A 13,822-nucleotide genomic window follows, 5' to 3' on the forward strand; every position below is an offset into this window, starting at 1 on the left:
GGAAGAACGGCGGTCACTACTTGGCCGCCTTCTGAGCGCCTTCGACGGCGGTCTTCCAGGCCTCGTCGGCGGTCTTGCCCTGCTCGACCGACTGCAGCGCCGGGCTGAACACCGTCTCCTGGATCTGGCCGTCGGCCGGGCCCTTGTACTGCGCGGACGTGACCTTCTTGGCCTGCGTGGCGAACAGCGCGCCGGCCTTGACGTCACCGAAGTAGGCGTTGGTCTGCTCCAGCAGGGCCGGGTCGCTCAGAGCCTTGACCTGGCTCGGGAACGTGCCCTTGGCCTTGAACGCCTTGATCTGCTGCTCCGGAGCCGTCAGCCACGCCGCGAGCTCTGCGGCCTTCTTGGCGTTCTTGCTCTGCTTCGGCACGCTCAGGTACGAGCCACCCCAGTTGCCGCCACCGTTCGGGAACGCGTCGGTGACCGCCCACTTGCCCTTGTTCTCGGGGCCCGCCTGCGACTCGACCACGCCCAGCATCCACGACGGGCAGGTCTTGGTGGCGAACTTGCCGAGCTTGAAGCCGGTGTTCCACTCGGGGCTGAACGCCGCGAGCCGGGCCGACTGCCCCTTCGAGACAGCGGTGGTCACCGCGGTCCAGTCGGCCTTGATGTCGGGGTTGGTGTCCACGACGAGCTTGTCGGACTTGTCGTAGTAGCCGACCTCGTGCTGGTTGTGCATCGCGTTGAAGACCTGGGCGGCGCTGTCGAACCAGGCGACACCCGGAACCTTGGCGATGAACTGGTCACCGGCCGCGAAGTACGCGTCCCACGTGGAGAAGAGCGCCTTCACGCCCTCCGGGTCCGACGGCAGACCGGCCTGCGCGAACAGGTCCTTGCGGTAGCACATCGCGAGCGGGCCGATGTCCGTGCCGTAGCCGATCAGCTTGCCGTCCTTGGTGGTGACGGCCTCGGTCTTCCACTTCAGCCAGCGGTCGGCCTCGACCGCCGGGCCGATCTCCTTGAGATCGTTGAACTGGCTGGACTTCGACATCACCTGGCTGAGGTAGCCCTCCTCGATCGCCTCGATGTCGGCGAGTCCGGAGCCGGCGCCCAGCTTGGTGAACAGGTTCTGGTGGTGCGGCTGACCCTGTCCGGTCTTGCGCTGAGTGATCTTGACGTCCGGGTGGGCCGCCTCGTACTCCTTGAACAGGTCCTCGTAGCCGAACTCGTTGAACGTGGCGATCGTGAGTTCGGTTTTTCCGTCCCCGGACTGACTGGCCCCGCCCGACCCGCACGCAGTGGTGGCGGCGGCGGACACGGCGGCACAGATCAGCACGCTGACCCAACGGTGTCGCACGGGAGAACTCCTCTGGTCTCGGCGGGCGGGTTCTGGGAGCGCTCCCAGATGCGGCAGAGTGTCGCCCTGGATTCAAACGTGTGTCAAGCCACACTCCTGGCGACACCAGGCAGTTTCGGGCCTGGACACCCGGATGACCTCGCCATTCATGGCTCAGGTCACAGTTGGGACAACTGGGAGCGTTCCCGGAAGTGTGTCCGATGGGTTAACACTGAGTGCTTCTTCAGGTACGCACCGCGTCAGTGACGTGTGGTCCAGGCAGCCGAAGGACGGTGTGGACGCACGGACCAACGGGTGACGGCGGCGCTCAGGCCGGCGCGTGGTTCGCCTCGGCGCATGCAGCAACAGTGCCGCGCCGTTCGGCCGCGGCGAGTGCTCCGGGTCGACCTGCGCGCAACCCGGACAGCAGTCTGGTCGCTACGCGACCTCAGGTTGATGAACGGCGCTTTTGTCCACCTCAGGTGGACAAAAGCGCCGTTCATCCACGTCGGGGTCTGGGCCGGCGAGGGTGGAGGTCAGGCGCTCGCGCGACGCACCAAAGAGGTCGGCAGCAACAGCGACGGAGGCAGGCCTTGCTCGCCGGCGAGCTCGCCCAGCAGCCGCCACGTCATCGTGCGGCCGAGCTGTTCGACGTCCTGCCGCACCGTGGTGAGCGGCGGCGTCGCGGTCGAGGCGAGCAGCGAGTCGTCGAACCCGACCACCGCCACGTCCTCCGGCACCCGCCTGCCGCGGGCGTGCAGCACCTGCAACGCGCCCAGCGCGATGATGTCCGCCGCGACGAAGACGGCGTCGATGTCGGGCGCGCGGTCGAGCAGCTCGGTCATCGCCTGGGCGCCGCTCTCCGGCGTGAAGTCGGCCTCCACCACGAGGTCCGCGGAGAGCTTCGCCTCGCCGAGGCCCCGGCGCCAGCCGCTGAGCCGGTCGAGGCCCGCCGCCATGTCGCGCGGGCCGGCGACGGTCGCGATCCTGTTGCGGCCCAGGGACACCAGGTGGCGCACGGCGTCCAGGCCGCCGGTGAAGTTGTCGGAGTCCACGAACGGCACGGAGGCGGCGCCGAGCGGGCGGCCGCCGACGACGACCGGCAGGCCGATCTCGTGCAGCAGGTTCGGCAACGGGTCGTCGCCGTGCAGGCTCACCAGCAGCGCTCCGTCGACGTGACCGCCCGCCAGGTAGCCGAGGAGGTCGTCGTGGTCCTCCGGCCGGCTGAGCATCAGCAGCAGCTGGATGCGCCGCCCGGAGAGCTCCGCGTGCACGCCGCGCAGCACCCCCGCGAAGAACGGGTCGCCGAGCACCCTGCTGCCCTGCTCGGACACGATCAGCGCGATGGCGTTCGCCTTGCTGCCCGCGAGGGACCGGGCGGCGTGGTTCGGGCTGTACTTGAGCCGGGTGATCGCCGTGTGCACGGCGTCGCGGGCCTTGGCGCTCACGTACTGCTCGTCGTTGATCACCCTGGAGACCGTCGACTTGGACACACCGGCCAGCCGGGCGACCTCATCGATCCGCGGGCCGGGTCGTCGCTGCCGGTCAATCTCCGTCATGCCGCACATCGTAGGAGTCAGCGGTCGTCAGTTCGAACTCGACCGAACCTGCCGCGTGTCGGCCGTGAGAGCGCGTCCCCGGTACGCCGCTGTACCGGGGACGCGGGAGGGCCGGCCAGGGGCCGGGGTTGGGCTCGGCGCGGGACGCCTGGGCGCGCAGAACGCCCCGCTCCGAAGATCGTCAGGGCTCGGCACCCCACGCGAGGGCACCGCCGGTGTGCGCGGTGACCCGGTCGAAGTCCGTGAGCCCGTTGCTGATCCGGTAGCTGTGGTCGTCGGACTGGGTGAAACCGGACCAGTCGGACTTCGCGACCCGCACCTGGATCTCGCCCGTGCTCGCACCGGCGGCGAGGCTGCCCGCGGTGAAGGACACCTCGAGGTACGCGTCGGCTCCCGGACGGGCGGTCGAGAGCTTGACCACGCGTGCCTGGACGCCCGCACATCCCATCTGTGCCCAGTCGCACCACACTTGGTAACTCGGGGACGGTGCGTCGCCGGTGAACCAGTACCGCAGCGTCGTCGTGGCGAGGCCGACCGGTGCGGTGCCGCGGTTGGTCAGCTGGAGCGTGGCGGTGATCTGGTTCGACGTGGCCGCGCCGGTGCCCCTGTGCTGCGCCGTCAGCGTGCTTCTCACGCCCGGCAACGTGCGTGTGGTGACCGGTGTGCTCGCGGCCGAGACGTTGCCCGACGCGTCCTTCGCCCGCACGGCGAACGTGTACTGCGTGTCGGGCGTGAGACCGGTGACCTGGAGGCTGGTCGTGGCCGACTGGCCGACGACCGTGGTGCCGGTGAGGACCTCGTACCCCGTGACGCCGATGTTGTCGGTCGACGCGGTCCAGCTCAGCGTGACGCTGGAGCTCGCGGCGTTCGAGGCGGTCAGTCCGGTGGGGACGGTCGGCGGGTCGTTGTCGGTCACGCCGCCGCCGGGCTCGGTGCCCCACACCGTCCTGCCGTCCTGGCGCAGCACGACCCTGTCGGTCTGGACGACCGTGTTGCCGCTGCCCAGCCCGACGTAGGACCAGTCGTTGGCCGGATCCCACGTCCCGGTGCTGGTGATGCGGAACTGGACTTCCTTGCGGTACGCGGACTGCCCGGCCGGAGCCACGCCGGAGCACGGGATCTCGACGTAGTAGATCGAGCCGCGGTGTTGCACGGGTGAGCTTGCCGCGCCGCACTGGTTGTAGTTCGTGGTGACGCTGATCTGGCTCGGCGTGGTGGTTCCGTCGAGCGTGAAGTAGTAGCGCAGGGTGCCGTTGAACGTCCTCGCCGGCCAGGCGGTCCTGTTCAGCACGAACGCCTTCACCTCGGTGAACTGGGTGGCGCTCTGGTTCACCGACGCCTGCACGGTGAGCTCCGGCCCGTCCGGCGTCTCGGCGACCGGGAAGGTCGCGAGCGGGGTGCCGCCGAACTCCTTGTACAGCCGGGCGAGCGCACCGGTGAAGCCCGCGTTGTAGTCGAGCGCGACCTCGTTCATCACGTAGTCGCTGCGGCTGTCGGTGTAGGCGTCGTTGTTGGTGCTGGGGCCGCCGACCAGTGCGCCGTAGAGCACGTGCCTGCTCGTGACGGGTTCCTGGATGCTGTCGGCCCACGACCCGTGCGCGGTGCGGTGGTGCGGGTTGCGCGGCGGGTTCGTGCCGAATCCGACCACGTAGCTGGAGTTGCGTGGGTTGTCGCCGAGCGCGTAGTTGATCTGCCGCACGCCGAAGTCGTGGTAGGTCCTTGCCCTCGCACTGTCGCGTGTGGACAGCCAGTCCGAGTAGGTGAGCGCGGCGAACGCGGTGTTGGCCGCGTAGCGCAGTGAGCCCCAGCTGTCGAGGACCGCCTGGCCGCCGGGGGAGTAGCGGACCTTGTTGCCGTTGTACCCGGTGGTCCAGAAGTCCAGCCAGCGGTTGGCGTCGGTGACGTAGGTCTGCTCGCCGGTGAGCTTGGCCATCAGCACGTAGGCGCCGTAGGACTTGTCGTCCCACGCGATGGTCCACCGGTAGGAGCGTTCCGAGCTCTGCGGTTCGGTGCCGAGCTTCTGGTACTCCGCCCTGGCCTTGGTCAGGTAGCCCGCGTCACCGGTCGCGCGGTGCAGCCAGATCGCACCCCACACGAGCTCGTCCTGGTAGCCGCTCCAGGAGTTGTAGAAGTTCGCGGCGTCGGTGATGCACGAGCTGTACTTGCCGCGGTAGGTGTCGGCGAACGAGTAGAGCTGCTTGGCGTGGGTGAGGAGTGTGGCCGCGTAGGACGGATCGGTGTCCTTGAAGACCATCGACGCCGACGCCATCGCGGCCGCGTACTCGCCGGCGAGGTCGGAGCCGGGGCACGAGGTGTCCACTTTGTACGACGGCCGTGCCATCGGCATGACCTCCGCCGATCCCCACCAGGCGTGGTCGGGGTTGCCCGCACCGACCTGCCCGTAGACGACGTTGGGGGACGGGTGCGCCTTGATGATCCAGTCCGTGCCGTGCCTGAGGTTCGCCATCAGGTGCTGGAGCTGGCCGGAACTCGCGTAGGCGTCCCGGTTCTCGACGGCTCCCCAGGCGAGCATGGACACGCTGAACGCGAAGGGCAGCCCGAACTTCACGTGGTCGCCCGCGTCGTAGAAACCGCCGGACAGGTCGAGTCCGGCGTCCGAGCCGTCGCGCAGCGCCGAGTCCGCGCGCCAGCTCACCCTGTTGTCCGGTGACAGCTTTCCTGACCGCTGCGCGTCGTAGAACCAGATCGACTTCTGCAGCGCCTCGGCGTAGTTGAACGCGGGCGCGGCGGCCGATGGTGACGCGAGTGGACCGGCCAGCCCCGCGACCAGCACGAGGAGGACGGCTGTCACAGCTCTCGACATGCGACTCTGCACGTGAGCCTCCGATGACAGGAGTTCGAAGCGCTGCCTGGGAGCGCTCCCAGGTCCGGGACTGTAACGGTCACGAAAGCGTTCCGACAGGGGGTGGAGCTGAAATGCCGTCATGATTTTTTCCGGTTTCCCACCGGAATGTCGTACGTGTTCGACAATTCGACTCGAATGCCGCTGAACTGCATGGCGAGGTTCGCCCGCTGTTCGACCACAATTCGACGCGCTCTTCCCCGGTTCTCGGTCGTGTCGTTACAGTCCGCCTCATCTGGGAGCGCTCCCAGATTTCGGGAGGTGTCTGATGACCGGACGGCGCAGCGTCGCGCTGGCGGCGGCTTTCGTCTCGGTGGCCGTGACCGTCGGCCTGGCGGTGGTGGCCCCTGCCGCCGCCGCACCGGGCTGCCGGGTGGACTACGCGGTGGCGAGCCAGTGGCAGAACGGCTTCACCGCGAACGTCGCCGTGACCAACGTCGGCGACCGCGTCAACGGCTGGCGGCTGACCTGGACGTGGCCGTCCGGCCAGCAGGTGACGCAGGCCTGGAACGCCACCGTCACGTCGTCCGGCAGTCAGGTCACGGCGACCGACGCGGGCCACAACGCGGTGATCGAGCCGAACGCCACGGTGTCGTTCGGGTTCAACGGCAGCTGGTCGGGCACGAACACAGCGCCGCAGTCGTTCGCCCTCAACGGGGTCACGTGCACCGGCAGCCCCGGCACACCTCCGACGACCACCACGACCACGGGAAATCCGGTGCCGCCGGGCGACGCGATGGCGCGGGTGGCGGCGATGCAGCCGGGCTGGAACCTGGGCAACACGCTGGACTCGACCGGCAGCGACGAGACGTCGTGGGGCAACCCGCGCGTCACGGAAGCGTTGCTGGACAACGTGAAGGCGCAGGGCTTCAAGAGCATCCGCATCCCGGTCACGTGGGGCCAGCACCAGGGACCGGCACCGGGCTACACGATCGAGGCGGCGTACCTGAACCGCGTCAAGGAGGTCGTCGGCTGGGCGCTCGCCGACGGTTTCCAGGTGATGATCAACATCCACCACGACTCCTGGCAGTGGATCGCGGCCATGCCGTCCGACCGGACCGGCGTGCTCGCCCGCTACAACGCGATCTGGACCCAGCTGTCGGCGGCCTTCAAGGACTCCCCGGCGGCACTCGTGTTCGAGAGCGTGAACGAACCGCAGTTCACCGGCAGCTCGGGCGACGCGCAGAACGCGCAGCTGCTGCACGAGCTGAACGCGTCGTTCCGCGACATCGTGCGCCGCTCGGGCGGCACCAACGCGAACCGCTTGCTCGTGCTGCCGACCCTGCACACCTCGTCCGAACAGGCACGGCTCGACGAGCTCGCGACCTCGATCCGCGGCTTCAACGACCCGAACCTGATCGCGACGGTGCACTACTACGGCTACTGGCCGTTCAGCGTGAACGTGGCCGGCGGGACGCGCTTCGACGCGACCGCGCAGAAGGACCTGACCGACTCGTTCGACCGCGTGTACAACACCTTCGTCGCCCGCGGCGTCCCCGTGATCCTGGGGGAGTACGGCCTGCTGGGCTTCGACCGGCACACGGGCACGATCGAGCAGGGCGAGAAGCTGAAGTTCTTCGAGTACTTCGGCCACTACGCGCGCACGAAGAAGATCACGACGATGCTGTGGGACAACGGCCAGCACTTCGGCCGAACGTCCTTCCAGTGGAGCGACCCCGAGCTGATCGCGCAGATCAAGTCGAGCTGGACGACCCGTTCCGGCACGGCGTCGAGCGACCTGGTGTTCAACGCCCGGTCGAGTGCCGTGAGCTCGAAGACGATCACGTTGAACACCAACGGAACCGCGTTCACCTCCCTGCGCCACGGCACGACGGAACTGGTGCGCGGCACCGACTACACGATCTCCGGCGACCAGCTCACCCTGACGGCCTCGGCGCTGACCCGGCTGAGCGGCTCGCGGAACTACGGTGTCAACGCGGTGCTCTCGGCCCACTTCTCCCAGGGCGTGCCGTGGCGGATCAACGTCATCACCTACGACACACCGGTGCTGTCGGCCGCGACCGGCACGACGAGTTCGTTCGCGATCCCGACGGCCTTCCGCGGCGACCAGCTCGCCACGATGGAGGCGAAGTACGCGGACGGCTCGAACGCGGGCCCGCACAACTGGACTTCCTTCAAGGAGTTCGACCGGACCTTCGCCCCGAACTACACCACCGGCGTCACCACGCTCACGCCGGAGTTCTTCGCCGAGGTCAACGACAACGCGCGGGTGACGCTCACGTTCCACTACTGGAGTGGCGCTGTCGTCACCTACTACGTGACTCGCTCGGGCAGTTCGGTGACCGGGAGCTCGGGCTCGTAGGATCGTCCACGTGGAACTGAAGGACGCACTGGCGGACCGGGTCGTCGTGCTCGACGGCGGAATGTCGACGGCACTGGAGCTGGCCGGGCACGACCTGTCCGACGCGCTGTGGTCGGGCAGGCTGCTGCTCACCGACCCCGACGCCGTGCGCGACGCCCACCTGGCGTTCTACCGCGCGGGCGCCGAGGTGGCCATCACGGCGAGCTACCAGGTGACCTTCGAGGGCTTCGCCAAGCAGGGCATCGGTTCCGCGGAGACCGCCCGCCTGCTCCACGCGAGCGTCGCGCTGGCCCGTTCCGCCGCCTCCTCAGTGGACGGACAACGCTGGGTAGCGGCGTCGGTGGGCCCGTACGGCGCCATGCTCGCGGACGGCTCGGAGTACCGCGGCCGCTACGGCCTGAGCGTGGCGGAGCTGGTGGACTTCCACCGCCCCCGCATCGAGACGCTGGTGGAGGCCGCCCCGGACGTGCTGGCCGTCGAGACGATCCCGGACGTCGACGAGGCAGCGGCCGTGCTGGAGGTGGTCAGGGGCAGCGGCGTGCCGGTCTGGCTCTCCTACAGCATCCGCGGCGACCGCACGTGCGCCGGCCAGCCGCTGGAGGAGGCGTTCGCGGTGGCCGCGGGCGTCGACGAGGTGATCGCGGTCGGCGTGAACTGCTGTCCGCCGGAGGACGTCGCCCACGCGGTGTCGGTGGCGTCGGCGACGGGGTTGCCGGTGGTGGTGTACCCGAACAGTGGTGAGGAGTGGGACGCGGCGGAGCGGGCTTGGACCGGGGACGGGACGGGGTTCGCTGGGCTGGCCGGGGAGTGGACGGGGCACGGGGCGCGGTTGGTTGGTGGGTGTTGCCGGACCGGGCCGGACGCGATCGGGGTGCTCGCGGGCGCGTTGGCGGGTGAGCGGAAGGCGTAGTCGCTGTTGTCCGGGGAGCTTCATAGTGATGGCCGTCTCGGACGCGCGACTGTACTGAGGTCGAACGGTCAGGACGCACACGGCGTGTCGCCGGCGTGTCGCCCTCGGCTGTTTGGCGCGAAAAGCACGTCCGGGCCGATAGATGGCCCGAACGTGCTTTTCGCGCCAAACGCGTTCGAGTCGAACGATCACGCGACTCCGCTCAGAATGGCGTTGATCATGCCCTGCTGTGTAACGGTGACGGACGCCCGGTTGAACAACCCGAACCCGTACTGGCCGTTGTAACCGTTGTCCCAGTAGACGGGAGCCGCACCGTACTTCTTGGCCGTGGCCGCGACGGCACGCACGTAGTCCGCGCGGTACCGGGGGTTCGAGGAGTCGGCGAAGGCCTTGTCGATCGCGCCGTACTCACCGACGACCGCCGGGTAGCCCTTGGTGACGAACTTGTCGTAGACCTTCTTCATCTGCGCGTCCAGGAAGTCCTCCTGGCCCCACGTGGACTTCTTGGCCGGATTCGTCGACCCGCGTCCCCACTGCGTGATCTTGGTGCTCTCCTCGCCCGTGAAGTCCCACGGGTCGTAGTAGTGCACGGAGATCATGAGCCGTTGCTCGTTGCTCGGGATCGAAGGCGAGCGGTACCGGTCGGTCGGCAGCACGAAGCCGTAGTTGCCCGTCGTGTAGTCGATGTTCGTGTTCCAGCCCGGCACGAGCAGCCACCGCGAGCTGTTGTTCCCGCCGGTCCTGCGCACGGTGTCCACGAAGATCTGGTTGTAGGCGTTGATGTTCGAGTAGCACGGCTGGGTCGGCGCGCCCCACTGCCCGTCGAAGTTCTCGTTCATCGACTCGAGGATCAGGCGCTGGTCGTAGCTCGCGAACCTGGTCGCGATCTGTTGCCAGACCTTCTGGTACTTGTCCTTGATCGCCGTCTGGTTGCCCGCGTCGCAGATGAGCCACGCGCCGTTGACGGTCTTGTACCCGTCGCCGTGCATGTTGATGAGCACGTGCAGGCCGCGGTTGTAGGCGTAGTTCACGACCTGCTGGATCCGGTTCAGCCACGCGGCGTCGATCGTGTAGTTCGGGCCGGGCCCGATCTTGTTCAGGTAGGACACCGGGATTCGGATCGTCTTGAATCCGGCGGCTTTCACCTTGTCGACGAGTGCCTGCGTGATGACGGGCTGGCCCCACGCCGTCTCGCTCGGAACTCCGTTCGAACTGGCCTCCATCTGGTTGCCCAGGTTCCAGCCCGCCCCCATGTCGGAGACGATCTGTGCCGCGTTGAGCTGCACGTCCGCCGATGCGGGATTCGTCAGCCCGGATCCGGCGATCGCCAGTGCCGCGGCCAGAAGAGCGACTTTGATCTTCCGTGCCTTCGAGACCATGGGTGTTTCTCCCCGGGAATTGGAAAGCGCTTTCCGAAACCGTAGGGCGGTGTTCAGCAGGTCGTCAACATTTCACCAACAATTTCGACCACGGTGTCGCGGAAATCGCGAAACTGGTTCGACGAATCGACTGTCGAACAAAAAGAACCCGCGCGCCCGAAGAGGGCGCGCGGGTACGTGCGAGGTCAGACGCGAAGACCCCGGCGCAACGCCTCCACCTCGTCGGCGAACATCCGGCGGGTGATCGCCGCGCTCTCGATGAACGAGGAACCGTGGAACGTGGCGGGGTAGTGGCGGAGCTCGGTCGGCACGCCGGCGTGCGCGAGGCGGCGGGCGTACTCGATGCCCTCGTCGCGCAGCGGGTCGTACTGGCAGGTCGTCACGAAGGCGGGCGGCAGGCCGGCGAGGTCGGTGGCACGGGCGGGAGCGGCGTAGGGGGAGACGTCACCGGGCTCGGCGCCGAGGTAGCTGGCCCAGCTGAAGATCGCGTTGGGGCGGTTCCACAGCGGGGTGTCGACGTAGTCGCGCATCGACTCCGTGTCGAGGCGGTCGTCCAGCTCGGGGATGCCGAGGTACTGGAAGCACAGCTCGGGGCCGCCGCGGTCGCGCGCCAGCAGCACGGTTCCCGCGGTGAGGCCGCCACCGGCGCTCTCGCCGCCGACGCCGATCCGCGCCGGATCGATGCCGAGCTCCTCCGCCTTGGCCGCGACCCACTTCAGTGCCGCGTAGCAGTCCTCGACGGGTGCCGGGAACGGGTGTTCGGGCGCGAGCCGGTAGTCCACCGACACGATGACGATGCCGAGCTCGTCGGCGAGCCGCAGCACGTGCGCGTGGAACATGTCCAGGTCGCCGAGCACGAACCCGCCGCCGTGGATGTACACCAGGCCCGGCACGGGTGCCTCGAGGTTCGCCGGTGTGTAGATCCGGACCGGCACGTCGGGGGCATCGGACGGACCGGGGACCGTCGTGTCGCGGACGTCGATCGGGTTCGCCGGCTCGTAGGACGGCATCACATCGCTCAGCTGGGCCTGCCCTGCGCGAGCGGTCAGGAGAGCGTCGTAGTCCTCCAGGACCACCCCCGGCAGCATGTCGAGCCAGGGGAGCAGTTCGGGGTCGATGGCGTAGCTCATGAAGCGATCCTCGGCTCTGGACGGCGGGGCGGGCAGCCGACACGTGGCGGGCGTTCGGGGCACCTCACCAGCCACCTGTCGGGGTTATGGTGACGGGATGAGAGGCCTGTTGCTGAGGTTGTCCGGGCTGGACGCCGACGCGGAGAACGCGGTGCGGGTGATCGGGTTCTTCGATCGCCTCATCACCGAGCGCGCGGGCCTCGACACCCTGGTGCGCAGCACGTCCGAGCTCGCCGGCTGCCCGGTCGGCCTGCACGCGCCGGGACAGGGACTGTGCCTGCGGGCCGACGCGGGTGGTGCCGTCACGACGGGGCCGGTGCCGGCGCGCGCGGCGGTGCGGCCGTTGGAGGGCGGCGTCGAGGTCTGGGTCGCGCGCGCGGGCTCGCCGGCACCGCTGGACGACATGCTGCTCGAACGGTTCGCGATCGCCGCCGCCGTCCTGCTGGAGCACTCGAGCGTTCCGCTGCCGGAGCTCGGCGATCCCGCGCTCGTCGAACTCGTTCTCTCCGAGGGCGTCGGCACCGCGGAACGGTCGCGCGCCCTGCACCTGCTCGGCATCGGCGCCACGGCACCGTTGCGGGTGCTCGCGACGACCGGTGAGGTGGCCGGGCGGTCGGTGCAGCTGGGTTCGGTCAGAGCGGTGCTCACGACGGAGGTGCCGGACGTGACCGGGCGCCTCGGCATCGGCCCGCTGCTGCCCGCGATCGACGCCGCGAAGTCGTGGCAGGCCGCGCGCACCGCGCTGCAGTACACATCGGACGGTGAGCCGGTCGTGTGGTGGGAACGGCTCGGCAGCCTCGCCCTGATCGCCGAGCGGGTCGACCGCGCGGACATCGCCGCACTTCCGGACGTCCGCGCGCTCGACGGGCTGGCCGCGGAACCAGGCATGATCACCGTGCTCGACGCGCTCTGCGTCACCGGCTCGGTGCGACAGGCCGCGGTCGCGTTGCACCGCCACCACAGCACGATGACGGCACGCCTGGCCCGCGCCGAGTCGGCACTCGGGTTCGAGCTCGACTCGGCGCCGGGACGGTTCAGGCTCCACCTGGCGTTGATGCTGCGACGGGTGCGCGACAACTCGGAGTGATCTCCTGGCGGTGCAGCCTGGCTTGCTTGGGCATGTTCCAGCCCAGCACGCCGACCACCTCGCCGCCGCGGTGGTACCGCACCACGAAACGACGTTCGGCCAGGCTTCCCTCCACAACGGACGCTCCCGGCGCGACGAACCCGTGGACGTGGATCTTCGCGTCGAACTGGTCGGTCCAGAAGTACGGCACGGGTGTGTAGGGCTGGTCGGCGCCGAGGACGTTGCCGGCGACGGCGATGGCCTGCTCGGTGGCGTTCGTCCGGTTCTCCAGCCGCACCAGCCTGCCGAGCGTCTCGTGGTGCCAGCGGGCGACGTCGCCGACGGCCCAGATGCCGTCGGCGGCACGGCAACGGGAGTCGCACACGACGCCGTTGCCGAGCACGAGTCCGCTGTCCTGCAACCAGTCCGTCGCCGGAGCGGAGCCGAACGCCACCACGACGAGGTCGGCGGGCAGCACCTCGCCGGTCTCCAGCAGCACGCCGTCGTCCTCGACCCCGGTGACGGCGGCGCCGAGCCTGAGGTCGACCCCGTGCGCGGTGTGCAGTTCGGCGAGCAGTTCGGCGACCACGGGCCCGAGCTGGAGCGCCATCGGCGCCTGCTGCGGGCCCGCCAGCGTCACCGCGACGCCCATCTGCCGTGCGGTCGCGGCGATCTCCGCCCCCAGCACACCGTCACCGACGACGACCGCGCGCTTGGCTTTCAGCAGGTCTGCGCGCAACGCCACCGCGTCGTCGAGCGTCCGGAGCGTGCGTTGGCCCGGCAACGTGCGCGGACGCAGACCCGTTGCCAACACGACGTTTTCGGCCTTGAGCACGCGCCCGGAAGCCGTGTGCACCGCCCGCTCGGCGACGTCGAGGTGTACCGCCGGGTCACCGAGCACGAACTCGGCGTCCAGGGCGGCGAGCGCTTCGGCCGGCCGGAGCTGGGCCTTCGCGGGCTCCCACGTGCCGGACAGGACCTGTTTGGACAGCGGCGGCCGGTCGTACGGCAGGTGCGGCTCGGCGCCGAGGATCGTCAGACGGCCGGTGTACCCCTTGCGGCGCAACGCCTCGGCGGTCGCGAGACCGGCGGCCGAGGCGCCGACGATCAGCGTCATTCGCTCACCGCGATGGCGGAGGCCGGGCACACGCTCGCGGCCTCATGCACGAGCGCGTGCAGCCCGGCCGGTGGCTGGGAGTCGAGCAGCACCACGATGCCGTCCTCGTCGCGCTGGTCGAAAACGTCAGGGGCGAGCAGCACGCACGTTCCGGCGCCGCAGCACTTGTCCTGGTCGACGGTGATCTTCACGTTCGATG

The 13,822-nt window shown here is 69.1% G+C and carries 10 protein-coding genes; 3 read left to right on the forward strand and 7 right to left on the reverse strand.

Translation table 11 applies throughout. The features are described from left to right. Positions 1-16: 16 nt before the first annotated feature. The 3 genes from ACFOWZ_RS41175 to ACFOWZ_RS41185 form a co-directional block, all read right to left on the reverse strand. Positions 17-1,297: an ABC transporter substrate-binding protein gene (locus ACFOWZ_RS41175; protein WP_382379415.1), complete on the reverse strand. Its 1,281-nt coding sequence runs from the start codon at positions 1,295-1,297 to the stop codon at positions 17-19. A gap of 515 nt (positions 1,298-1,812) precedes the next feature. Further along, entirely contained in the window at positions 1,813-2,835 is a 1,023-nt protein-coding gene (locus ACFOWZ_RS41180; RefSeq protein ID WP_382379416.1) for a LacI family DNA-binding transcriptional regulator, read from the reverse strand. Between the two features lie 181 nt (positions 2,836-3,016). Beyond that, a complete protein-coding gene (locus ACFOWZ_RS41185) occupies positions 3,017-5,659 on the reverse strand; it encodes a glycoside hydrolase family 9 protein (RefSeq protein WP_382379417.1) in 2,643 nt (880 codons plus the stop codon). A 307-nt stretch (positions 5,660-5,966) separates the two neighbouring features. Between ACFOWZ_RS41185 and ACFOWZ_RS41190 the strand changes: the two genes are divergently transcribed. Together ACFOWZ_RS41190 and mmuM are read left to right on the forward strand one after the other, a co-directional pair. Continuing rightward, positions 5,967-8,021 carry a cellulase family glycosylhydrolase gene (locus ACFOWZ_RS41190; RefSeq protein ID WP_382379418.1) on the forward strand — a complete coding sequence of 685 codons (2,055 nt, stop codon included), beginning with the start codon at positions 5,967-5,969 and terminating at the stop codon, positions 8,019-8,021. Between the two features lie 10 nt (positions 8,022-8,031). Further along, complete coding sequence (gene mmuM, locus ACFOWZ_RS41195) at positions 8,032-8,931, forward strand: homocysteine S-methyltransferase (RefSeq protein ID WP_382379419.1); 900 nt, start codon at positions 8,032-8,034, stop codon at positions 8,929-8,931. A gap of 188 nt (positions 8,932-9,119) precedes the next feature. On the opposite strand, the gene ACFOWZ_RS41200 is transcribed toward mmuM, so the two are convergent. Both ACFOWZ_RS41200 and ACFOWZ_RS41205 read right to left on the reverse strand, forming a co-directional pair. Beyond that, positions 9,120-10,310, reverse strand: coding sequence for a glycoside hydrolase family 5 protein (locus tag ACFOWZ_RS41200; RefSeq protein ID WP_382379420.1), 1,191 nt, complete (start codon positions 10,308-10,310; stop codon positions 9,120-9,122). Between the two features lie 185 nt (positions 10,311-10,495). After that, positions 10,496-11,440, reverse strand: a complete 945-nt coding sequence (locus ACFOWZ_RS41205) for an alpha/beta hydrolase (protein WP_382379421.1) — start codon at positions 11,438-11,440, stop codon at positions 10,496-10,498. A 97-nt stretch (positions 11,441-11,537) separates the two neighbouring features. Between ACFOWZ_RS41205 and ACFOWZ_RS41210 the strand changes: the two genes are divergently transcribed. Further along, the gene (locus tag ACFOWZ_RS41210; protein WP_382379422.1) at positions 11,538-12,527 is read left to right on the forward strand and encodes a helix-turn-helix domain-containing protein; all 990 of its coding nucleotides are present in this window, start codon (positions 11,538-11,540) and stop codon (positions 12,525-12,527) included. Here the strand turns inward: ACFOWZ_RS41210 and ACFOWZ_RS41215 are convergent. Both ACFOWZ_RS41215 and ACFOWZ_RS41220 read right to left on the reverse strand, forming a co-directional pair. Then, entirely contained in the window at positions 12,475-13,623 is a 1,149-nt protein-coding gene (locus tag ACFOWZ_RS41215) for an NAD(P)/FAD-dependent oxidoreductase (protein WP_382379423.1), read from the reverse strand. The two genes, ACFOWZ_RS41210 and ACFOWZ_RS41215, sit on opposite strands and share 53 nt — an antisense overlap. Continuing rightward, the gene (locus ACFOWZ_RS41220) at positions 13,620-13,814 is read right to left on the reverse strand and encodes a ferredoxin (protein ID WP_030468645.1); all 195 of its coding nucleotides are present in this window, start codon (positions 13,812-13,814) and stop codon (positions 13,620-13,622) included. The genes ACFOWZ_RS41215 and ACFOWZ_RS41220 overlap by 4 nt, the downstream gene beginning before the upstream one ends. Positions 13,815-13,822 lie beyond the last annotated feature (8 nt).

Source organism: Lentzea rhizosphaerae, from assembly GCF_042649515.1.
Classification (GTDB): Bacteria; Actinomycetota; Actinomycetes; order Mycobacteriales; family Pseudonocardiaceae; genus Lentzea; species Lentzea aerocolonigenes.

Coding starts and splice junctions, on each gene's coding strand:
- ACFOWZ_RS41210 (WP_382379422.1), top strand. CDS start 11,538: ATGAGAGGCCTGTTGCTGAGGTTGTCCGGGCTGGACGCCGACGCGGAG.
- ACFOWZ_RS41205 (WP_382379421.1), bottom strand. CDS start 11,440: ATGAGCTACGCCATCGACCCCGAACTGCTCCCCTGGCTCGACATGCTG.
- ACFOWZ_RS41215 (WP_382379423.1), bottom strand. CDS start 13,623: ATGACGCTGATCGTCGGCGCCTCGGCCGCCGGTCTCGCGACCGCCGAG.
- ACFOWZ_RS41180 (WP_382379416.1), bottom strand. CDS start 2,835: ATGACGGAGATTGACCGGCAGCGACGACCCGGCCCGCGGATCGATGAG.
- ACFOWZ_RS41200 (WP_382379420.1), bottom strand. CDS start 10,310: ATGGTCTCGAAGGCACGGAAGATCAAAGTCGCTCTTCTGGCCGCGGCA.
- ACFOWZ_RS41190 (WP_382379418.1), top strand. CDS start 5,967: ATGACCGGACGGCGCAGCGTCGCGCTGGCGGCGGCTTTCGTCTCGGTG.
- ACFOWZ_RS41185 (WP_382379417.1), bottom strand. CDS start 5,659: ATGTCGAGAGCTGTGACAGCCGTCCTCCTCGTGCTGGTCGCGGGGCTG.